At 55.1% G+C, this 20,176-nt stretch carries 18 protein-coding genes; 7 read left to right on the top strand and 11 right to left on the bottom strand.

The features are described from left to right. Positions 1–2 precede the first annotated feature (2 nt). Positions 3–569 (bottom strand): YqgE/AlgH family protein, encoded by a 567-nt coding sequence (locus ACW9KT_RS09925; RefSeq protein WP_457079845.1) that lies wholly within the window; start codon positions 567–569, stop codon positions 3–5. Positions 570–808: 239 nt separating this feature from the next. Here ACW9KT_RS09925 and pdxH point away from each other — a divergent pair, with 239 nt between their 5' ends. The 3 genes from pdxH to ACW9KT_RS09910 all read left to right on the top strand — a co-directional run bounded on the left by pdxH (position 809) and on the right by ACW9KT_RS09910 (position 3,542). After that, positions 809–1,459, top strand: a complete 651-nt coding sequence (pdxH, locus tag ACW9KT_RS09920) for a pyridoxamine 5'-phosphate oxidase (protein WP_457079843.1) — start codon at positions 809–811, stop codon at positions 1,457–1,459. A gap of 127 nt (positions 1,460–1,586) precedes the next feature. Then, entirely contained in the window at positions 1,587–2,906 is a 1,320-nt protein-coding gene (locus tag ACW9KT_RS09915) for a DUF1015 domain-containing protein (RefSeq protein WP_457079841.1), read from the top strand. A gap of 60 nt (positions 2,907–2,966) precedes the next feature. Further along, positions 2,967–3,542, top strand: a complete 576-nt coding sequence (locus tag ACW9KT_RS09910) for a Maf family nucleotide pyrophosphatase (RefSeq protein WP_457079840.1) — start codon at positions 2,967–2,969, stop codon at positions 3,540–3,542. Between the two features lie 15 nt (positions 3,543–3,557). Here the strand turns inward: ACW9KT_RS09910 and ACW9KT_RS09905 are convergent, their stop codons facing one another. The 7 genes from ACW9KT_RS09905 to sdaAB form a co-directional block, all read right to left on the bottom strand. Next, a complete protein-coding gene (locus ACW9KT_RS09905; protein WP_457079838.1) occupies positions 3,558–4,190 on the bottom strand; it encodes a flavin reductase family protein in 633 nt (210 codons plus the stop codon). Between the two features lie 274 nt (positions 4,191–4,464). Continuing rightward, a complete protein-coding gene (locus ACW9KT_RS09900) occupies positions 4,465–4,896 on the bottom strand; it encodes an EamA family transporter (protein WP_457079836.1) in 432 nt (143 codons plus the stop codon). Between the two features lie 8 nt (positions 4,897–4,904). Next, entirely contained in the window at positions 4,905–5,300 is a 396-nt protein-coding gene (locus tag ACW9KT_RS09895) for a DUF4259 domain-containing protein (RefSeq protein ID WP_457079834.1), read from the bottom strand. Positions 5,301–5,402: 102 nt separating this feature from the next. Next, positions 5,403–6,392 carry an NAD(P)H-dependent glycerol-3-phosphate dehydrogenase gene (locus ACW9KT_RS09890; protein ID WP_457079832.1) on the bottom strand — a complete coding sequence of 330 codons (990 nt, stop codon included), beginning with the start codon at positions 6,390–6,392 and terminating at the stop codon, positions 5,403–5,405. 193 nt (positions 6,393–6,585) lie between these two features. Next, a complete protein-coding gene (locus ACW9KT_RS09885; RefSeq protein ID WP_457079830.1) occupies positions 6,586–7,992 on the bottom strand; it encodes an efflux RND transporter periplasmic adaptor subunit in 1,407 nt (468 codons plus the stop codon). A 172-nt stretch (positions 7,993–8,164) separates the two neighbouring features. Next, the gene (locus tag ACW9KT_RS09880; RefSeq protein ID WP_457079828.1) at positions 8,165–9,706 is read right to left on the bottom strand and encodes a TolC family protein; all 1,542 of its coding nucleotides are present in this window, start codon (positions 9,704–9,706) and stop codon (positions 8,165–8,167) included. A 202-nt stretch (positions 9,707–9,908) separates the two neighbouring features. After that, entirely contained in the window at positions 9,909–10,589 is a 681-nt protein-coding gene (gene sdaAB / locus ACW9KT_RS09875) for an L-serine ammonia-lyase, iron-sulfur-dependent subunit beta (RefSeq protein ID WP_457079826.1), read from the bottom strand. A 187-nt stretch (positions 10,590–10,776) separates the two neighbouring features. Between sdaAB and ACW9KT_RS09870 the strand changes: the two genes are divergently transcribed. After that, on the top strand, positions 10,777–11,760 hold the full coding sequence (locus ACW9KT_RS09870) for a tryptophan 2,3-dioxygenase family protein (RefSeq protein WP_457079824.1): 984 nt from the start codon (positions 10,777–10,779) through the stop codon (positions 11,758–11,760). 34 nt (positions 11,761–11,794) lie between these two features. Beyond that, positions 11,795–12,238 (top strand): hypothetical protein, encoded by a 444-nt coding sequence (locus tag ACW9KT_RS09865; RefSeq protein ID WP_457079822.1) that lies wholly within the window; start codon positions 11,795–11,797, stop codon positions 12,236–12,238. A 153-nt stretch (positions 12,239–12,391) separates the two neighbouring features. Here the strand turns inward: ACW9KT_RS09865 and ACW9KT_RS09860 are convergent, their stop codons facing one another. Then, positions 12,392–12,955, bottom strand: coding sequence for a DUF2911 domain-containing protein (locus tag ACW9KT_RS09860; protein ID WP_457079820.1), 564 nt, complete (start codon positions 12,953–12,955; stop codon positions 12,392–12,394). A gap of 306 nt (positions 12,956–13,261) precedes the next feature. Here ACW9KT_RS09860 and mgrA point away from each other — a divergent pair, with 306 nt between their 5' ends. Together mgrA and ACW9KT_RS09850 are read left to right on the top strand one after the other, a co-directional pair. Beyond that, entirely contained in the window at positions 13,262–14,254 is a 993-nt protein-coding gene (gene mgrA, locus ACW9KT_RS09855; RefSeq protein ID WP_457079818.1) for an L-glyceraldehyde 3-phosphate reductase, read from the top strand. Between the two features lie 312 nt (positions 14,255–14,566). Further along, positions 14,567–15,634 carry an NADH:flavin oxidoreductase/NADH oxidase gene (locus ACW9KT_RS09850; protein WP_457079816.1) on the top strand — a complete coding sequence of 356 codons (1,068 nt, stop codon included), beginning with the start codon at positions 14,567–14,569 and terminating at the stop codon, positions 15,632–15,634. Between the two features lie 274 nt (positions 15,635–15,908). On the opposite strand, the gene ACW9KT_RS09845 is transcribed toward ACW9KT_RS09850, so the two are convergent. Together ACW9KT_RS09845 and ACW9KT_RS09840 are read right to left on the bottom strand one after the other, a co-directional pair. Continuing rightward, positions 15,909–18,602 carry a M14 family zinc carboxypeptidase gene (locus tag ACW9KT_RS09845; protein WP_457079814.1) on the bottom strand — a complete coding sequence of 898 codons (2,694 nt, stop codon included), beginning with the start codon at positions 18,600–18,602 and terminating at the stop codon, positions 15,909–15,911. A gap of 211 nt (positions 18,603–18,813) precedes the next feature. After that, positions 18,814–20,169: a RagB/SusD family nutrient uptake outer membrane protein gene (locus ACW9KT_RS09840; protein ID WP_457079812.1), complete on the bottom strand. Its 1,356-nt coding sequence runs from the start codon at positions 20,167–20,169 to the stop codon at positions 18,814–18,816. Positions 20,170–20,176 lie beyond the last annotated feature (7 nt).

Raw genomic sequence — 20,176 nt, 5'->3', positions numbered from 1 at the left:
GGCTAATTCAGGCGCGGGTCAGAGGGATAATTGGATAGAACCCGATAACGACCACCTTTTTCGCGCAGGATAGACTGCCAGAAGGCATCAGTAGCCAAAGTAAATACTTTCTCGGCAGCATTGGGGTGCACAATCCAAACATTTTCCCGCACCTCCTCCGCCAATTGGTCGGCAGTCCAACCCGAATAGCCCGCGTACAGGCGCACATCCTCCTCCCCTATTTCACCGCTAAGCAGCAACCCGAGCAGTACCTCGAAGTCGCCGCCCCAGTATACATCCTGCCCAAGCGGTATCGCCCCCGGCACATCGGCCCGTCGGTGCAGGTAGTGCAGAGTATCGGGCTGAACGGGGCCACCTAAGCCCAAAGGCAGGTGAGCAGCGGGCAGTGCATCACCGCCGGGCAGCTCCAGCACATCGCCGAGTTGCAGATTGGTGGCGCGGTTTAGCACCAGCCCAAAGGAGCCTTCCTCGTCGGTGTGACGGCATAGCAACACCACGCTGCGCTCAAAATTTGGGTCACCCAGAAAAGGCTGGGAAATAAGCAGGCTGCCGTTTCGAAGCTGGGGCATAATTTTATAATGACAAGTACTATGATATAAGAAGTGCGTGGGCCAATGGAGTATCCTCTAAAAGAGAAAGCTGGGGGGCAAATTTTAACAGTAACACGTTTAAGCTGCTAGCCAACATATCCACCCGCGCTACTTCCTTACCTTACGTCGTGCGGGGTGGTACAGGTTCCCGATCGGCGTAGCTTGTATTACCTTGCAGCCCGATACCCGTCCTAATCTTCTACTTATTTAAGTAAAAAATGACCGACCTGCAACTGGCCGACCTGCGCAAAACCTACGCCCAGCGCACCCTCACCGAAGCCGATGTGCAGCCCGACGCTATGCGCCAGTTCCGTACCTGGCTCGATGAGGCCATAGCGGCCCAAATTGATGAACCCACCGCAGTGACCTTAGCTACCGTAGGCGCCAATGGCCAACCTACTACGCGCGTGGTGCTGCTCAAAGGTCTGCCTGAGGATGCGGGATTTCTGTTTTATACAAACTACGAAAGCCGCAAGGGGCAGGAGCTAGCCGCGCACCCACTGGCCGCGCTCAACTTTTTCTGGCCGGGCCTGGAGCGCCAGGTGCGCGTGGAAGGGCGCGTAGAAAAAGCCCCCCAGACCCTCTCCAACGAGTATTTCCAGAGTCGGCCGCGCGAAAGTCAGGTGGGGGCCTGGGCTTCGCCGCAGAGTCAGGTGATTGAGAGTCGGGAGGTGCTGGAGCAGCGCGAACGGGAAATAGAGGAACGCTTTGTTGGGGCTAATCCCTTGCCGCGTCCGCCGCATTGGGGAGGATTTATTCTACGCCCTGACCGCCTCGAGTTCTGGCAAGGCCGCCCTAGCCGCCTCCACGACCGGATTGTATATGAGCGGGTTGGCAATGAATGGCAGCGGAGCCGATTGGCCCCGTAATACATTTGACAATCAACATTCATTCTTTAACTGCGTGTACTTGTCTGCACAACAGACAGTTCGGGTGGATGAAGAATGTTAATTGTTGATTGTTAACTGCTAATTGATAATTGTTAAATGTTTTTCCGTGGCTGAAATTCAACCCGTGCGCGGCTGGCGCTACAATCCGCAGCTAAGTCAGCATATTGACGAGTATGTGTCGCCCCTGTTTGATGTCGTATCCACGAAGCAACGCGAGGCCCTTTACCGTAACCCTTTAAACAGCATTCATTTATCAGTGCCGTTGGGCGTAGATGCCGTTGGAGAAGCGAAGCTGCGGCTGGCTGAATGGCAGGCAAAAGGTGTGCTGCACCAGGATGCACTACCCGGTATTTATGCCTACTACCAATACTTCCGGCTGCCGGGCAATAGTCAAGAGTACTGCCGGAAAGGCTTTATGTGCCACATCCGGGCCTATGATTGGGCCGAGCAAGTGGTGCTGCGGCACGAAAACACGCTCCCCTCGGCCGTAAACGACCGCGCCGAGTTGCTAGCCCGCACTGAGTTTCAAACCAGCGCCACCCACGGCTTGTACCGCGACGACTCCTTTGAGCTCGAACGTTACCTAGACGAGGCCATGCTTGACCCACTTTACCAAACCGAGGAAGACTACCAGGGCGCCCGCGATGTGCTGGCCGTCATTCAAGATGCTGCTGTTATTCAGCGCTTTCAGGAGGTACTTGCGTCTCGGCAGGTTATTCTGGCCGATGGTCACCACCGCTACGAGGGCTCGCTGGCTTACCGGCAGGCTCGGCTAGTCGCCAACCCACAAGCCACAGGGCTGGAACCGTGGAATTATCACTTGATGTACCTTACCAATTCTGCGGCCAACGACTTACGCATTTTGCCCACGCACCGTCTGTTGCTGGACATGCCCGGTAACCTCAGCGACGCCGAATTTATAGCGCGTCTGGAGCCCTACTTTACCGTGCTGCCCAAAGATGACGCTTACGATTTGCCTGAAATAATTGCTGGCAAGCCCTGGGCATTTGGATTGTATCTGGGGGGCAATTCCTATAAAATTCGACTGCGGCCAGAGGTTCACGCTCAGCTTGCTTGGGACACCACGCCCGAAGTGAAGGCTCTGGATCTAACTGTGTTACACTACTTTGTACTGGAGCGTGTGCTGGGTATTGTGGGGCCAGATGCGCAGCGGTCGTGGGCGGGCATAGCCTACGTGCGCAACTTCACCGAATGCCTAACCCGCGTAGACCGCGGCGAAGCTCGTGCCGCCTTCATTACGAATGAAGTAACTATGGCCGAAGTAGAAAGGGTTTGCCACAGCGGGGCCGTAATGCCTCCCAAATCAACTTTCTTCTATCCCAAAACCATCGGCGGCTTCCTATTTTCTTCGATTCACGAGGCCGAGGCTACGCACCCATTCACGCTTTGCTTAATGAAGAGTTAAGATTGAGGAGTAAAGAATTATCCTTCTGTTCATTCCTCATTCTTTATCGTTTTGAATAGTATGCAACTCATTTTGGCCTCCAACTCGCCTCGCCGGCGTCAACTTCTCACTGATTTAGGTTTAAACTACGAAATCCGGCTGCGTGAAGTGGATGAAAGCTACCCCGACCACCTGCGCCGCGCCGAGGTAGCCGAGTACTTGGCAGCCCACAAAGCCGCCGCCTATGCCCCCGATTTAGCCCCCCACGAAGTGGTGCTCACCGCCGACACCATCGTGTGCCTAGAGAACGACGTGCTCAATAAGCCCGCCGACGAAGCTGAAGCCGTACACATGCTCACCCGTCTGCAAGGCCGCGCCCATGATGTGTTTACGGGCGTTTGCCTACTCACCGGAAACGGTCAGCGCATTGTCTTCTCCGATCAAACTCAAGTTCACTTTCGCGCCCTCTCCCCCGCCGAAATTGAGTTTTACGTGCGAAACTTTCACCCCCTAGACAAAGCCGGTGCTTACGGCGCGCAGGATTGGGTTGGTATGGTGGGCGTCACGCGGCTGGAAGGCTCCTACTTCAACGTGATGGGCCTGCCAGTGCACCGGGTTTGGGAAGAACTGGCCAAACTGGGCTTAGTGTCCGTGTAAAGCGGGCCTAATACTTCATTTTGGCTGCGGCCCCTCGCCTACCCGGGCGTACGCATACGCGCCAATTTCCTGTGCGGTGTGGTAGGTATCGAGGCCGGAAAGGCACACGCTGTCCGCTCCGTTCAGGTTAAGAGAGCCATCGGCAGCGAGTAGCTCAGCGGGCAGGTATATTTCCTCCACTTTGCCCACCAGCAGCGTAGTACCAGTAGCTTTTACTGGAATTTCCTCCACCAGCCGCAGCCCAATTTTTATTTTGCTTTCGCGGACGAATGGAGCGGGGAAATCATTGAGAAACTCAGCCTCTAATCCGCACGCTTCAAACTCCGATTCGTCCTCTGGGAAAGGAGCTGATGTATAGTGCGCGGCCGCTGTAAAGTCGGCGTGCACGTGATTGATGGTGTAGCAGCCGCTGGCCTTTATGTTGTCGTAAGTATGACGTGCCACGCTGGTGGGACGCGTGAAAATACCTATGTAGGGCGGATTGGAGCCCAAATGCACCACGGAGCTATAAATAGCCAGATTAGTGTGGCCATCAGCATTGGCAGTACCGACTAAGTTAGCGGGCTTGTAGCCAGTGATTGAGTTGATCAGATTGAGACGGAAAATCTTTTCCATCGCCTCAATATCTTGGGCTTGAATACGCTTCATGGGGGCAAATTGGGCGGGTATGTTCTGGTTAATTTCCTCTCGTATCAGTAAGGCAAGAGCCTCAAAACAGATGCGTGGCACTATAACCGCAGAAGGCGGCGATTGGCCGTCTGCTGTGTTCAAATTGTTAAATAAAGAACGTCATGCAGAGGCGGAGCCGAAGCATTTCGCGTGCTGATGTCTAGTTACTACTCCAGCTAAACACGCGAGATGCTTCGGCGCCGCCTCTGCATGACGTTCTTTTGGCTTAGCTGAATCGTTAATATGTAGAATGTTAATGCCCGCGGGCTAACAGAGCTACGCCGACTACAATGAGTCCTACGCCCATCACTTGGCCTAGCGAAAGCTGCTCGCGTAGCATTAGCCACCCTAGCAAGGCCGCTACGACCACCGAGCCGCCGATAATCACGGGCGTTCCGACAGAAGCGGGCGCGCCTTTCGTGAACACATAAAACGTCAGGATTTCGGCTAATCCTACACTCAAACCGGCCAAGCAGGAATACAGCACGCCCGTTTGGGTAATGCCCACCACTTGCTTGGTCGACGTCTTGATATAAAGCAGCAAAATGCCCCCTACCGCCGCCGCCACAAGTTGCAGAAGCACAGCGCCGGCCATCTGGTGAATACTACCTGAGGCGAGTTTGATGAAGAAGTTGTACAAGCCAAAACAGAAGGCCGTAATGACGGCAAGCAACAGCCAATTCATGCGCTACCCTAGGTTAGACGCTGCAGCAGATCCTGCTGTACCTGCTGCCAATCGGCGGCAGCCTCATTCTTGGACCACATCTGTTGTAGTTCAGAGTTGGCGGTAATAGCCTGCACTGCCTGCTGCGCCAGATCGCGCAAATCGGCACTTTCGCTGGCGTCCAGCTTTACAATAATGGGAATCAGGTCGGCGGGGAAGTCGCGGGAGGGCTTACCCAAAATGGCCGCTACAATTTCGGCGGCGGCTAAAGCTTCACAGGCTGCATCGCCCTCAATCGTTTCCTCTTCTTCAGCCACGGCCACCAAAGCTTCTAGTAAGGTTACTTCACTGTGATTGTCGCGAAAATCAGCGGCGAAGTCGGCCGCTGCGTCGTTGTCGAAGTTGTAGTAGCCCCAGGTTCCCATATTGTATGTTGGTTTAATTCATCGGTAAGATAACTTTACCCTATGCCTTTCATTTTTGTTGTCATTACTACACTCAGCCGTAAATCCGCCACCAGCTTCATCTTATTTAAATTTCTCCTTCAGAATCTCCAGCTCCACGGCTGGCGAAATCTTCTCGTAGAGCACGTGATAAGCGGCGTTGGTGATGGGCATGCTCACCTTTAGCTTCTTGTTCAACTCATAAATGCTCTTGACAGCATAGTAGCCCTCGGCCACCATATTCATTTCCATCTGCGCCGACTTTACGCTGTAGCCGCGGCCTACCATGTTGCCGAAGGTGCGGTTGCGGGAGAACTGAGAGTAAGCTGTGACTAGCAGGTCGCCGAGGTAGGCGCTGGCGCTGAGGTCGCGCTGGTTGGGGCTGAGGGCGTAGAGAAAGCGGCGAATTTCCTGCACAGCATTGCTCACCAGCACCGCCTGAAAGTTGTCGCCGTAGCCCAAGCCGTGGGCAATGCCGCAGGTTAGCGCAATGATGTTTTTCATGACGGCACAGTACTCAATGCCGTCGAGGTCGATAGCGGGGTGCGCTTTCACATAGCGGTTGCGCAGCATCTGGCAGAAGTCCTCAGCTAGTTCCAGGTCGGGGCCACCGATGGTGAGGTAGCTTTGTTTTTCGAGGGCCACTTCCTCGGCGTGGCAAGGGCCAGCCACTACGCCAAGCTGCTCCACATCAAGCCGAAAGCGCTCGGCTACGTAGTCCGTTACCAGCACGTTTTTGCCCGGAATCATGCCTTTGATGGCCGAAATGACGCGTTTATCGCGCAGAGCGTCGCGGTCAAGTTTGTCGAGCGCTCCCTGCACAAAGGCCGCAGGCACGGCCAGCACCAGCCAGTCGGCTTCTTCCACCACTTCCTTCAAGTCGGTGGAGGGAAAAACGCGGCTCAAGTCGAAAGCCACCGAGGAGAGGTAGCGCGGATTATGCCGCGTGCGCAGCAAGTGTTGCACATCGTCTTTCGAGCGAAGCCACCAGCCCACCTGCGCCCCGTTTTCCGACAGTATTTTCGTTAGTGCGGTAGCCCAAGAGCCGCCGCCAATCATCGCTATTTTTTCCACCAAATAAACTTGTAGGAAGACGGTATTGCGCCCTCACTCTTTTGAACAACCCAAGCCGGACCACCGCCTGAAAGCAATGGTCTGGGGGCAAAATCCTCTCGCAAGGCCGAGTTTAGCCAAAAAAAATGAGAGGCCGGTGCAAAAAATGCCCCCCAGCCTCTCATTCGTTCGCCGAATGGCTTGTTAACGTCCCTTAGTTAGCATCAGCTACCTCTTCTTTCAGAGCTGCTTTATTGATGGTCTTGGCGTCCTTTACCACTACTATGGCGCCGTCCTTCAGCTTCTTATGCACCGTAGCGTACGGGCCGCTGGCCACTACATCGCCCGCTTTCAGGCCACTCACAATTTCGATGTTGGTTATATCGCTAATACCTGTCTTAACGGGCACCATCACAGCCTTGCCATCACGAATTACGAACACAACCTCCTGCACATCGGTGGGCGCAGTTTTGGCCGTTTCCTCGGGCGCACTTCTGGAACCGCGGCCTACGCGCACCGTAGGACCTTTAGATTTCTCAGCCCCAGCAGCGGTGCTATCTGTTTTGGTGGTTACGGCGTTGAGCGGCACGCTTAGAACGTCGTTTTTACGGTCGGTAACGATGTCGACGGAGGCCGTCATGCCAGGGCGGAAAGGCACGATGGTGCGGCCGCCTACCTTGCGTACTAGGTGCTGGTACGACTCGGGCAACATCCGGATACGCACCTCAAACTCCGTAACGGCTTCGGCCGTCAGCGCGTCTTTGGCCGTATTGGCCACACTAGTTACGATACCCCGAAATTTCTCATCCTTGTTTGCGTAAGAATCCACGTCCACGTTTACCGAGTCGCCCAGGTTCACGTCGATAATCTGGTTTTCGTTTACGTTTACGCGCACCTCCATCGAGTTTAGGTCGGCGATGCGCATGATTTCCGTACCCGCCATTTGCGAGGTACCCACTACCCGCTCGCCGCGCTCTACATTGAGCTTGCTTACAGTGCCGCTTACCGGCGCGTAAATGGTGGTCTTCTCTAGGTTGCGACGGGCTTCATCCAGCGAAGCTTGGGCACTTGCCACGCCCGACTGGGCTCCCCGGATGCTCTGACGAGCACTGTTTACTTCCTCCTGGCTGGCGTCGTAGGCGGCTTTACTTGCCTCGTAATCAGCTTGAGAAATCACTTTTTGCTTGTACAGCGATGCGTTGCGGCGAAAAGCCAGTTCGGTTTGCTTAGCGTTGGCGAGTAACTGCTGCAACCGGGCTTGGGTCTGGCCCACATTAGCACGCTGAGTATTTACCGAAGCCGACTGCATATTCACCATAGCCAGATAGTTATCAGGCCGGATACGCAGCAATAGCTGGCCTTTTTTTACTGAATCACCTTCGGCTACATATAGCTCCGTGATTTCGCCGGATACGTCGGGTGAAATTTTTACTTCTGTCTCGGGCTGCAGCTTCCCAGAGGCGCTCACCTTCTCCACGATATCGGCTGGTCCGGCCTTAGCTGTAATCACCTCGACTCCCGCCGGCTGGCCTATCCAACCCTGCTTTTTGGCCACTACAAAACCGGTTATCATTATGACCAGTACGCCCAGCAGAATGTACAGTAAGCGGTTATTTTTCATGTTTGAAAAAAGAATTCCAGCAAGGGAAAGAGAGAAAGCGAAAGCAAAGAAATCGAATTATAAGCAAAGAAGCAGCCGTAGGGCGCGATGGTATAGTGCAATCTGAATTAGTGCTTGGTTCTAAATACCGCTGGGGGGCATTTTTCACCGGTTGCACCACTCGCCTCAGGGTTTACAGGGTAAGTGGGTTGCCCTGGTAGAAGTCTAACACTTTGCGGCGGAAGATAAATTCGTACTTCGCCTGAATCATGCTCGACTCGGCCCCGTTGAGGTTATTCTTAGCAATATTGAACTCCGTACCGTTAAGCAAACCATTATTGAAGCGGATCTCGGCGTTTTTGTACGCGGTATTCAGCGCTTCTACCTGCCGCTTGGCTGATCCAAAACGGCGCTGAGCCGCCACGGCGTCGGCGTAAGCCTGCTGAATGGTTTGTTGGAGTTGCAAACGGGTTTGGGCTGCCCGCAACTCGGCTTGCTTCACTGCAATCTGGGAGCGCTGCACATTGGTGCGAACCTGCAGTCCGTTTAGAATGGGGATTTGCAGCGTAAACTGCAGCGCCCGGCCCAGGTTGTCTTTCAGCTGGTTGCTAAAGTTGGGTTCTAAAACATTGAATCTAGGCTGTCTGGGTGTGAGCACAGCAAAGTTTGTAAGCTGCGGCTGCCCAGTCAGGGGGTCAAACTGAAACACGGGCAGACGGCCGGCGTCGGTAGAGTCGCCGGTAAGCACGCGTGACTGCCGCGCCGAGGAGAAACCGGAGAAGACGCTGGCGCCGAAAAACAGGCGCGGATAATAAGCCCCCCGGGCTATGTCGACGCCCCGAATGGAGCTTTGCACGCGTAGGTCAGCGGCCTTCACTTGAGGTAGAAACCCTTGGGCCGTCTGATACACGCCGATTGGGTCGAGGGAAAGCTGTTCTTGCTCATCCGGATCGGGCAGCTCAGGCGTTTGAATCTGCAAATTGGCTGCGCTGTTGGGGTCCAGATTGAGCAGGATAGCCAACTGCAGGCGCGAAATATCGCGCTGATTTTGAGCCGTCACCAGGTTCAACTCGTCGGAAGCCAGCTGGGCTTGCGTATCGAGCAGATTGCTTTCGGCTACGCTACCTGCGGCGAGCAGTTTCTTGGTACGATCTACCTGCTGCTGGGTGGTGTTCATGCGCAGCTCATTGGTGCGTACCAGCTCCTGATTTAGCACCAACTGCAGAAACGCCGCCGCTACATCCAACGACAAGTCGTTGCGAGCCTGCTCGATGTCGGCTAGGCTGGCCTGATAATCGAGCACGTTGCGCTTAATGGTATTCCGAATCTGAAAACCCGAAAACACGGTAAGCTGCGAGTTGGCCGAGAAGTTATTGGCCCGCGTCGTCTGGTTTTGGAATTCGAATGTCAGCGGGTTAACACTCGTACCGTAGTTCCAAACCTGGGTGCCACTGGCATTGGCCGTCGGTAGCATGGCCGCCCGACTCTGGCGCAGGTCAGCATCTGTAAGCTGCGACGACAAGATGCTCTGACGCACCGTCAGGTTGTTTTGGACGGCGTAGTCCACGGCGCGCTGTAGCGTCCAGGGGCCGCTGGGCACTGGGGCAGCCATGGTGCCAGCAGGCGGCTGGGCGGGCGTAGTGGTTTGGGCCAAGGCTGGCGCAGCCAACAGTAACCAGGTTCCCACGCCTACGGCAGCCACGCGGCAGAAAAGCGGAGTACGAGTTGGTTTCATGGTTTTTAGTCTTTTAAAACTGAAGATTTCAGAACAACGGGAACTGGGAACGTCAGCCAAAACGCGGTTTGCAGACAAACACCGGTCAAATATAACAAAAGGTACTATGCAACACAAGGTACCGATCTACCTTAATTTGAGAATCGTACTAAGTGACGATAAAGAAGATCGAGCATCACCCAACTTCAGGGTCATAGCGCTATTAATCGATAGTGGGGATGTAGGTAACTTGGTGCACCCAGCTAAGCTGGCGCAGATACTCAAGCGTAATTGGCTTGATACCGGAATCCATTTCTATGAACTGCCGAGCCACATCGTTGCGACCTTTGCGCGAAACGAACATGGTAGCGATGTTGCAGTCATCGTGGGCAATGACGGAGGCAATGAAGGCAATAGAGCCTTGCCGGTCGTCGGCGTCCACGATGAGGGTGTGCAGAGAGGCAGAGAAGTCGGCCGGGAAGCCATCAACCTCTACAATACGAATGACGCCCCCACCCCGACTCTGGCCTATAACCTCCGTGGCATGGCCCGTGCGCTCATCACGCAACTGCAGCTTTATCGTGTTGGGGTGCATGGTGGAAGCGTTGCCAACACTCTGAAACGTGTATTGGAGGCCGGATTCTTTGGCGTGGTCGAAGGCGTCTCGGATGCGCTTATCATCAGTGGCGTAGCCCAGCAAACCGGCCACAATGGCGCGGTCGGAGCCGTGGCCTTCGTAGGTCCGGGCGAAGGAATTGTAGAACGTAATGGTGGCGTGGGTGGGCAACGACCCCAGAATGCGAATTGCGGCGCTTGCAATGCGTACCACTCCGGCCGTGTGTGAGCTGCTAGGCCCAATCATTACCGGCCCAATCATATCAAAAATGCTGCTTTTCTCGGCCATAATAGCGGTAAAAGTAGATGTTTCAGCCGGGAAAGCAACGTTTGAATTACCCAGTGCAAACCGAGCCAGCTGGGGGGCATTTTAGGCCTTGTGCGTATAGATACCGCTAGGGCCGCTGGGGTTGCTTGACTAGGCAGCTTTCGGAGGGTTTTTCGTTCTTTGCGTCTTCTTCGCTGCTATCTCTTCTATGGAAACGCCCCCCATACAATCCGAATTCTCCCCCCAAGTGCTTGAGCAGTTGCGACGTCTGCAAGCCAAGTATACCGCTGACGGTCAAGATTTAGCCTCCTACCTCGAAGGCCTGTTTTACGCCGACTACGTCAACTATTGGGACTACATCGAGCTCGACACCCTGCTGAGCCTACAGCGCCCGCTCACCCAGATTCCGGACGAGCGCATTTTCATCATGTACCACCAGATCACGGAGTTGTATTTCAAGCTTTGCCTTTGCGAGTACGAGCAGATGGGCGAGCTGAAGCAGCCCACCGTGGGCGAGTTGGTGCTGCGCATCAACCGCATCAACCGCTACTTCGAGAACCTGATCGACTCGTTCGACGTGATGGTGGACGGCATGGACAAGCAGCAGTTTCTGCAGTTCCGCATGGCCCTGATGCCGGCTTCGGGTTTTCAATCGGTGCAGTACCGCATGATTGAACTGGCTTCTACTTCCCTCGATAACCTGGTAGATAAGGAGAAGCGCCGCCTGCTGGGCGAAGCCGCCGCCCACGACGAGCTGATGGGCTGCATCTACTGGAAAGCCGGCGCTACCATTGAAGAATCGGGCGCGAAAGCCCTGACACTGATTCAGTTTGAAGAAAAGTACACCCAAACTCTCCACAACCACGCCGCCCACTACCGCACCCGCAACGTGTGGACGGTATTGGAGCGCCTGCCCGCCGAAGATCAGCGCCACCCGCGCCTAGTGCGCGCCCTGCGCCAGCTCGACGCCAACGTGAACGTGAACTGGCCCCTGATGCATTACAAATCGGCCGTGCGCTACCTGGAGCGCGACCCCACCGCTATTGCCGCGACGGGCGGCACCAATTGGAAGAAATATTTGCCCCCCAAGTTCCAGCGCCGCATCTTTTATCCGCAGCTCTGGACGGAGCAGGAGTTGGAAGAATGGGGTAAGGGCTGGGTCGAGGAAGTGTTGGGGGAAGCGCAGGCGTAGGCTTTACTATTGATAATAGCTTGAGATACTTCATATGAATTCTTCTTATAGAGCTATTACTTATCTACTTGTTGCGAGCTGTTTAATTAGTTGTGATAAGCTTATCGATAAAGAGAAAAAAGAAATCGTATTTTTTTACACAAGCCCAACTATTTCTAAAGCGGACACTGAGTACATAAAAGTTGAACAGATTAAGCGTCATAATCCTAAAGACACATTAATTGCTTACTTTAATTTTGCCCTGGGCGAAAGGAGGCATTTTATTGATGTGTACACTAGCGATTTCTATGCACCTGAAGACGGTGGCACCCTACTCTATGAGTTAGATAGCCTAGGTGTCATTTATGGAAGAAGTACTACTTGGTTTAAATACAGTCGTTTACAGAGTAATAATGACAGCATCAATGAAATAATAGATGTAGCATTAGAACATATTATTTTACGTCCTGAGTTACACTGTTATCTATGTCAACGATAAAATAAAGCACGTTAACAAAACCTATTTATAATTATTCAAAAAATTGCACAAAGGGCCAAAAACAGATTCTCAAACTTTCATACTAATAAACACATCGGCCGCCGCTCCTGCTTCCTGAGCAAGAACGGCAGCCGATTCGTTTTTAAGCAAAGACTACAGCTGAGCCTTTGCGCCGCTGCCTACTTTGAAGGCGGCTTGGGTGTTTTCCCAGGCCATAGTTACGGTACCGGCTTTATCGGCCGTCATGGTGAATTGCTCTACGGGTTGAGCGGTTTTGGTGGGCTTCACTTTTACGCGCAGGGCATCCTGCTTTTCGTCGTACTTGTAGGCGCCCCACTGATCGGCGGTTTTGTTGAAGATGATGGTCCACTCCTGCTCTGTGGGGATGGTGAACAGGGCATACTTGCCGGCGGGCAGCGCCTGCCCATTGATGGTGACGGCTTTGGAGGTTTCAAACGTGGTGGCTTCGTTAGCACCGGTGCGCCACACCTTGCCGTAGGGCTCCAGCTCACCGAAAATCTTGCGTCCCTTCATGGAAGGGCGGCTGTAGTTGATGGTGATTTTGGCGTCGCCGACCGTTGTTGATACGGTTGCGGGCGGACTGGGGCGCTTGCTTTTGTCTTCCGGCGCTTTGGTCGTCTGGGCGACAGCGCTGCCGGTAAACAGCAGCATAATCCAGACAAAGAGGAGCAGGAATTTGGGAGAGGAGGTCTGCATACGGTTTTAGATAGTTAGGTGAGTAATGTGCCTACACAACCAAGTTAGCTGGCTTTGTTTTAAACGCAGCGCAGATTTCTAAGGGTTGGGTAAGCCGGGGAAGGACGCGTTATTCGCCGGGTGGTTGTAAACGACGGCACCAAAATTATCAATCACCCGAGCCATCAGTGTCGTGCAAAGGCCGCCCATTGCGTATTGTCACTTGCTGGGGGGCTTTTTGGAGGCACTTGACCGGGTTTCTTCGAACCCGCAAACCAGCTACCTTCCCGCACCGGAGCTGATTTTATTCACTTTCACTTTTGCTGTATGACCTACGTGGCCAAACCTGAGCGCTATACGTCCACCATGCAATACCGGCGCTGTGGCCGTAGCGGCCTTAAGCTGCCGGCCGTGTCGCTGGGGCTGTGGCAGAACTTTGGCGACGTGGATGTGCTCGACAACTTCCGCGCTACCCTACGCCTAGCCTTCGACCACGGCGTGACGCACTTCGATTTGGCTAACAACTACGGTCCGCCGCCCGGCACGGCCGAAACCAACTTTGGCCGCATTATAAAAGAGGATTTTCGGACCTACCGCGACGAGCTGATCATCTCCACCAAAGCCGGCTACACCATGTGGGACGGCCCCTACGGCGACTGGGGCTCCAAGAAATACCTGGTTTCCAGCCTCGACCAGAGCCTACGGCGCATGAAGCTGGACTACGTGGACATCTTCTACCACCACCGCCCCGACCCCGAAACGCCCCTGGAGGAAACCATGGCCGCCCTCGACCTTATCGTGCGCCAGGGCAAAGCCCTGTACGTGGGCATCTCCAATTACCGCACCGCCGAGGCCGAACAAGCCATCAAGATGCTGCGTGACTTGGGTACGCCCTGCCTGATTCATCAGCCCAAATACTCCATGTTTGAGCGCTGGGTGGAAGATGGCTTACTCGACTTGCTGGAAACGGAAGGCGTAGGCTGCATCCCGTTCTCGCCCCTGGCCCAAGGCCTGCTGACCGATAAGTACCTGCACGTTATTCCAGCCGACTCGCGTGCTGGGCGGGGCAGCCCATCGCTCAAGGAAGACCAGCTGACGCCCGAGCGCCTCGATCGGATAAGTCGCTTGCACCAGCTGGCCAAGGAGCGCAACCAAAGTCTGGCTCAAATGGCTCTGGCCTGGGTGCTGAAAGATCCGCGCGTGACGTCAGTGCTCATCGGCGCCAGCCGCCCCGCGCAGCTCCAAGATTCGTTGCAGTGTCTGCGAAGCCCTGAGTTTAGCGCGGAGCAGCTGAGCACAATTGAGGAAATTTTAGGATAAAAAAGCCCCCAGATGTACAGGCTGCACAAAAGACGGCTATAACTAATGACGGTCATGCAAAGCAAAGCGAAGCATCTCGCGTGCTGACGACTGCATTACTTATCCCACGACCGCGAGCGAGATGCTTCGCTTTGCTCTGCATGACCGCTAAAAGGCTTTTTTAGTCTAGTGGCAACCGTCTCAATCTGATTTCTCCGCAAACAAAAACGCCTGGAGAGGTCTTATTCGGACTTCTTTTCACAAACTCAATCAACATACTGTCTTTCTACTTATCCTGGGGGACTTTTTTATGCATCTCTACAAGAGTTAACTATGTCTGCTACACTATTTAGTCCGCTTCGTTTGCGGGAAATTGAGCTAAAAAACCGCATTGTGGTTTCGCCTATGTGTCAGTACTCGTCGGAGGACGGGTTTGCTAATGATTGGCACTTGGTGCATTTGGGCAGCCGGGCCGTGGGTGGGGCCGGTTTGATCATATTTGAAGCTACGGCCGTGTCGCCCGAGGGCCGGATTACGCCCGATGATCTGGGTATTTGGAAGGACGAGCATATCGCTGGCTTGCAGCGCATTACTTCCTTTATCAGCGCTCAGGGCGCAGTCCCTGGCATTCAGCTCGCCCACGCGGGCCGCAAAGCCAGCGTCAGTAGCCCGTGGAAAGGCAACCAGCCGGTAGCGCCCGCCGATGGGGGCTGGCAGACCGTAGCGCCCAGCGCTCTGCCCTTCCGCCCTACCGACCCGTCGCCGCTGGCGCTGGATGACGCTGGGTTGCAAAAAGTAAAGGATGATTTTCGGGCGGCAACCAAGCGAGCCCTTCAGGCTGGCTTCAAGGTTATCGAGATTCATGGGGCCCACGGCTACTTGCTGCACGAGTTCTTCTCGCCTCTAAGCAACCAGCGAACCGATGCCTACGGCGGCTCCTTTGAAAACCGCATCCGGCTATTGCTAGAAGTAACGGACACCGTCCGCGAGAACTGGCCCGACGAGTACCCAATCTTTGTGCGAATTTCGGCCACCGATTGGGTGGAGGGCGGCTGGACCATCGAGGATTCAGTGGCGTTGGCTCGGGAGCTAAAAAACCACGGCGTGGACCTAGTGGATGCTTCTACGGGGGGCAATGTTCCGGATGCTAAGATTCCGGCCGGGCCTGGTTATCAGGTGGAATTTGCTGAGCGCATTCGGCAGGAAACGGGAATGCTTACTGGGTCCGTCGGCATTATCACCACGGCTGAGCAGGCCGAGGAAATTCTGGCCAGCGGACAAGCTGATCTGGTGCTGCTGGCCCGTGAGTTTCTGCGCGACCCTTATTTCCCGCTGCATGCGGCCCAAAAACTCGACGTGAACTTGGCCTGGCCCGTGCAGTATGAGCGAGCAAAGCGCTAATAGCACAGCTGTTGTACAGCGTAGAGACGCAATATTTCGCGTCTCGTCGTTAGTTTCGCTGACCTTCGGGTGCTGAAGTTGTGATATCTAAAATTTCTCCATTAGTTGTTAACTGCGCTGCTCCAGTCGTTCAATGACAAGAGGCAAAATGTTGCGCCTATACAGCTTACTTTCAATTCTCACAAGACAAAAAAAGCCCCCCACGATCAGTTGTGGGGGGCTTTTTTGTCTTGTGAGAATTGGCTTTACTCCCGCCATTTATAAGCAGTGAGGCTTACTCTTCCTCCGCTGAAATAGCGGCCGGGCCTTCAGGTAAATTAAGCAGAGGCCCCAGCAGCAGGGCGTTGGTGAACAAGCGGGCCGTACCGTGCCAGTAGTGACGGAAGTTGGGGTCGTCGGCGAAGAGCACGACGCGGCCGGCTCCTACCCGGCTCACCACAATGGCCGCCGAGTTGCTGATCTGCTTAAGGTTAGCTTTCGATACGTAGCCGCTCACTAGCGGCGTGGCTGTGTACTGAGCCACCGTGGCGTACGGGTTGCGGCTGGGCCGCAGGAAGGTAGTGCCGTTGCGAAACACATACAGGCGCCGATCGGTGAGGCCGAAGGCGATGGGGTTGGTCAGGTCTACATCGGTGCGGTAGATGGAGCCGGCAATGGCGCGGGTGCCTTCGTGCTCCTGGTTTACAAAATCGGTTCGACGCGAACCTGGAGTGGATGTACTGGCGGTTTCCTTCGTCTTCTTGCCCGCGTTAGCCGGGGCCGTGCTGGCTGTGCGGGCAGCGGTAGTATCGGCCCAGCCACCATTGGCCGGAATCAGCAGCTTCTCCTTGACGATGCCTTGCTTAATTGCCCATTCGGAAGCGTTTTTCAGCGTGATAAGCGTGCCTCCTTCCTGCACCCAACGCCGGATTTTGTCCACGGTCACTTTGTCCAGCACTCCATAATTGCCCCCCACAAGCACTAGACTGGTATAGCGGCCCAGCGGCGCCCGGCTTACGTTGCTTAGCTCCAGCTTACTTAGCGGTAGCCCAAGTTGCTGGCTGGCCACAAACCACGCTTCTCCCACCTCCGAAGCAGTCGTGCCCGCGCCCACGAGCAGCGCGGCTTTGGTTTCTGGCACCGTGCGCACATTATTAGAACCCAGATCGATACCGCCCAAATTAAACCCGGTAGTCACGCTCGTAAACGTAACCTGAGCCTGCTTACTCACTCTATCTAGAATTTGAAACACCGAATCGGCCGGCAGCTTCTGACCCGCCACGGGCACAACTACGGTACCGTAGCCAAAGTCGGTGGGTTGAGAAGCTGAACCAGCACGGAAGGGCTTGAAAGCAACTTTAGCGGTGACGCCTGCCCGTTGCAAGGCTACCAAGGCTTTTGGGGCATTGTAATCGGTCCAGGGCAAGAGATAGGCGTAGCTACTTTTACCCCCCAGCACGTTGCCGGCCAGCACTTTAGAAGCTGCAATGGGCGCACCCTGCACCAACGACGTATTTTTCTGCTTGCTCACGGGCAGGCCATAGGCATGGGCTTGACTCCAGCCTGTTACGTCGTAGAATACACTATCGTGAAACGTAGTTACCTCCTCAAACAGGGAGTTAACAATGCGATATTGGGGCTGAGCGGTGGGCACCACATAGGTCTTGCCTTTTTCGAAAGTCTGCTTGTCTAGCGTGACGGTTTTGCCCAGCTCATGCACCTGAATTTTATGCTGCAAGAGTAGGTCAAGGAAGCGGTTAGTCAACGTCTCGTCCTGGGCGCTCCCGAACACGTAAGCTTTGGTCGGAAACTTCTTGGCAGAAGTCAGCGCCGAGGCGAAAAAATCGCGCTGATGGCGCAAATACAGCTCTTTTTCCTCCACGGCCCCGCGCACGGTAGCCAATCCAGTAGCCACGTGGCTGCGGATCGTAAAGGGAAACGTTACGACGCCATTGGTGCCTTCCTGGGCCAGTCCATTGGATTTCCCTACTTCAAACGTGACGCCCACCCCGCCCTGAAAATCGGGATAGGTAGAGCCGTAGATAGGCGACAGGTTGTCGAACTGCTCTTTGGTCCAGTACAAAGCGCCGAGCTTATCCAAGGCTTGAGCGTGATACTTGGCCAGATGCACGTTCAGCACCTCGTAGGTAGCGCGCGGAATCAGGTCGTTTTCGGTGCTTAAGGGCTTGGTGGGCTCGAAATAGTACGTGCTGTTGGTGCCCATTTCGTGAAAGTCGATCATCACATTGGGGTACCACTCGTGCAGAAACGCCATGCGGGCTCGACTCTCAGGCTGGGTCAGCGGCAGCCAATCTCGGTTTAGATCGGTATAGAAATGGTTGGTGCGGCCACCCGGCCAAGCTTCGGTGTGCTCCCGGTCGAGCGGATCGGTCACGGGCGGCCACGATTTATTCTGGTCATACCAGTGCGAGGCCCGGTCGCGGCCGTCAGGGTTTTCCAGTGGGTCGATCGTGATAACTGACTGCTCCAGCCACTGCTGAGTTTCGGGGCTAGTAGAAGCTGTGAGGTAATAAGCTGTAAGCAAGGCGGCTTCGGAGCTAGAGCTTTCGTTGCCGTGCACGCCGTAGTTGAGACTGATAATCACTGGCAGGCGCTTGTAGTCGGGCGCGGGCTGGCTGGGGTCTACGAGGGCGCGGCGCTGTTTCTGCAGCTGATCCAGGTTCTGCTGGTTAGCCACCGTGGTAATGGTAGCTACCACTTGAGGCCGCTCCTCAAACGTGTTGCCCAGAACCCGCAGGCTCACCTTGTCCGACACCCGGTCCAGCTCCCGCAGGTAGGCCACAATCTGGTCGGTGCGGGTGTAGTGAGAACCGATAGGATAACCCAGAAACTTCTCAGGCGTGGGGATGGCGGGGTCGAAGGAGCCCGCTGGGGCCGCAGGGAAAAAGTAGGAGTTTTGGGCCGCGGCTGGCGTTGCCAGGGTTAAGCCTAACGTGAGCAGCGCCGCCGAAAAATATGTTTTGATCATGGATGTGGAGATTGGAAGAAAAGATGCAGGCGCGGATGAATAGCTAATTATGCTATTTATCTATGTGGTCATGCAGAGCGACAGCGCAGCATCTCGCTCTGCCGTTAGAGTTACTTTGGCAACCTCAGCACGCGAAATGCTTCGCTTCGCTTTGCTCTGCATGACCGCCCTTTTGCTTCTGCTTGACTGCCATTTTTAACACTGTAATCACTTAGTACCCTGGATTCTGCTCTAAATCAGGATCAGCTACCAGATCATTAAAGGGCAATGGGAATAGCCAGCGGCGCTGGTCCGAGACGCCGAGCACTACGCCAGCGCGGCCGGTGCGCACGAGATCAAACCACCGGTCAGCCTCAAAGGCAAACTCTACACGGCGCTCATTTTCGATGGCTAGTAGCAATTGCTCAGCAGTAGCGGCGGTGCTGGCGGGCACGCCGGCACGGGCTCGCACGGCGTTTAGATCAGCTAAGGCCTGCGTTAGCTTACCTTGGCGGGCGCGGGCTTCGGAGCGAATGAGGTATTGCTCAGCCAGACGGAGCACGTAGCTAGGGTCGTCGCGCTGGGCGGAGCGGCTGTACAGATTGCCATAGGTGACGGGGCTGCCCGCAATAGTGGTCGTGGCCAGCAGCGCCGAACGATTGCCCCCCACAGTTGGGTCGTTAAGCAAAGCAATTGCCGCGGGCACCGGTTGGAAATTAAATTGCCCCCCAAGCGCACTCGGAAACCAGTTATTCCACATGGTGTTCGGATCGGAATTGCTGAAGGTGAGTTCCAACACCGATTCCCGACTCAGAAACGGCGCTGTAGAAATGGCCCGGTAAGGCGTCACCAAGCTGTAATTAGCGCTGCCAATAACCTGGGTGGCATAGGTTTCAGCCTCAGCATACTGCTGACGGTAGAGGTGCAGGCGGGCGCGCAGGGCGCGGGCAGTAGCTTTCACGGCGCGGTTGCGCGTGGTGCCATCAGGCAGTAATGTCTCGGCTTGGGTAAGATCAGCCAGCACCTGGTCGTACGTTTGAGCGAGGGTGCTGCGGCCGATGCCTTTGCCGTTTTCCTTGGTGCGGGTTGGCGTCAGGACTAAAGGCACGCCGCCCCAGCCCCGACCCAGATCAAAATACACCAGCGCCCGCAGGAAATGGGCTTCGCCCAACAGCTGGTTTTTCTCGGCAGCGGGCAGCAGCGGGTCGTTCACATTGGGCACCGCCGCCAGTAAGTTATTGGCAACGTTCACCGCCTGATACATCTGCGTCCAGGCTTCTGTAATCAGCACATTGTCGGCGCTAAGCTGGTTTTGATCGATCTGCAAAAACTGGTTGAGCGTTCCGTTAAAGCGCACATTCTCGCCGGGCAAAAAGCCCAGCACCGGCCAGTTGAGTTGGTAGTACGCTTGCACCCGATCGTAGGCGCCTATGGTGGCGGCACGGGCGCTGCCGGCGTCGGTGATGGCTTGGTCGGCGGGCAGTTGCTGTACCGGCTGGGGCTCCAGCAGGTCGTTGCACGACGAGAGGCTAAGGCTAACAGCCGCAACCTGTGTCGCAAATAAGAGGCGATATAGAGTATGTTTCATGGCAAGT

The sequence above is a fragment of the Hymenobacter sp. HD11105 genome (assembly GCF_054051685.1).
The sequence above is the reverse complement of the archived record's forward strand: the minus strand, read 5'-3'. Positions and strand labels throughout refer to the sequence as shown.

Excerpts from the sequence above, each read along its gene's own strand:
- ACW9KT_RS09925 (WP_457079845.1), bottom strand. The coding sequence starts at position 569 with ATGCCCCAGCTTCGAAACGGCAGCCTGCTTATTTCCCAGCCTTTTCTG.
- pdxH (WP_457079843.1), top strand. The coding sequence starts at position 809 with ATGACCGACCTGCAACTGGCCGACCTGCGCAAAACCTACGCCCAGCGC.
- ACW9KT_RS09910 (WP_457079840.1), top strand. The coding sequence starts at position 2,967 with ATGCAACTCATTTTGGCCTCCAACTCGCCTCGCCGGCGTCAACTTCTC.
- ACW9KT_RS09905 (WP_457079838.1), bottom strand. The coding sequence starts at position 4,190 with ATGAAGCGTATTCAAGCCCAAGATATTGAGGCGATGGAAAAGATTTTC.
- ACW9KT_RS09900 (WP_457079836.1), bottom strand. The coding sequence starts at position 4,896 with ATGAATTGGCTGTTGCTTGCCGTCATTACGGCCTTCTGTTTTGGCTTG.
- ACW9KT_RS09895 (WP_457079834.1), bottom strand. The coding sequence starts at position 5,300 with ATGGGAACCTGGGGCTACTACAACTTCGACAACGACGCAGCGGCCGAC.
- ACW9KT_RS09885 (WP_457079830.1), bottom strand. The coding sequence starts at position 7,992 with ATGAAAAATAACCGCTTACTGTACATTCTGCTGGGCGTACTGGTCATA.
- ACW9KT_RS09880 (WP_457079828.1), bottom strand. The coding sequence starts at position 9,706 with ATGAAACCAACTCGTACTCCGCTTTTCTGCCGCGTGGCTGCCGTAGGC.
- sdaAB (WP_457079826.1), bottom strand. The coding sequence starts at position 10,589 with ATGGCCGAGAAAAGCAGCATTTTTGATATGATTGGGCCGGTAATGATT.
- ACW9KT_RS09870 (WP_457079824.1), top strand. The coding sequence starts at position 10,777 with ATGGAAACGCCCCCCATACAATCCGAATTCTCCCCCCAAGTGCTTGAG.
- ACW9KT_RS09865 (WP_457079822.1), top strand. The coding sequence starts at position 11,795 with ATGAATTCTTCTTATAGAGCTATTACTTATCTACTTGTTGCGAGCTGT.
- ACW9KT_RS09860 (WP_457079820.1), bottom strand. The coding sequence starts at position 12,955 with ATGCAGACCTCCTCTCCCAAATTCCTGCTCCTCTTTGTCTGGATTATG.
- mgrA (WP_457079818.1), top strand. The coding sequence starts at position 13,262 with ATGACCTACGTGGCCAAACCTGAGCGCTATACGTCCACCATGCAATAC.
- ACW9KT_RS09850 (WP_457079816.1), top strand. The coding sequence starts at position 14,567 with ATGTCTGCTACACTATTTAGTCCGCTTCGTTTGCGGGAAATTGAGCTA.
- ACW9KT_RS09845 (WP_457079814.1), bottom strand. The coding sequence starts at position 18,602 with ATGATCAAAACATATTTTTCGGCGGCGCTGCTCACGTTAGGCTTAACC.
- ACW9KT_RS09840 (WP_457079812.1), bottom strand. The coding sequence starts at position 20,169 with ATGAAACATACTCTATATCGCCTCTTATTTGCGACACAGGTTGCGGCT.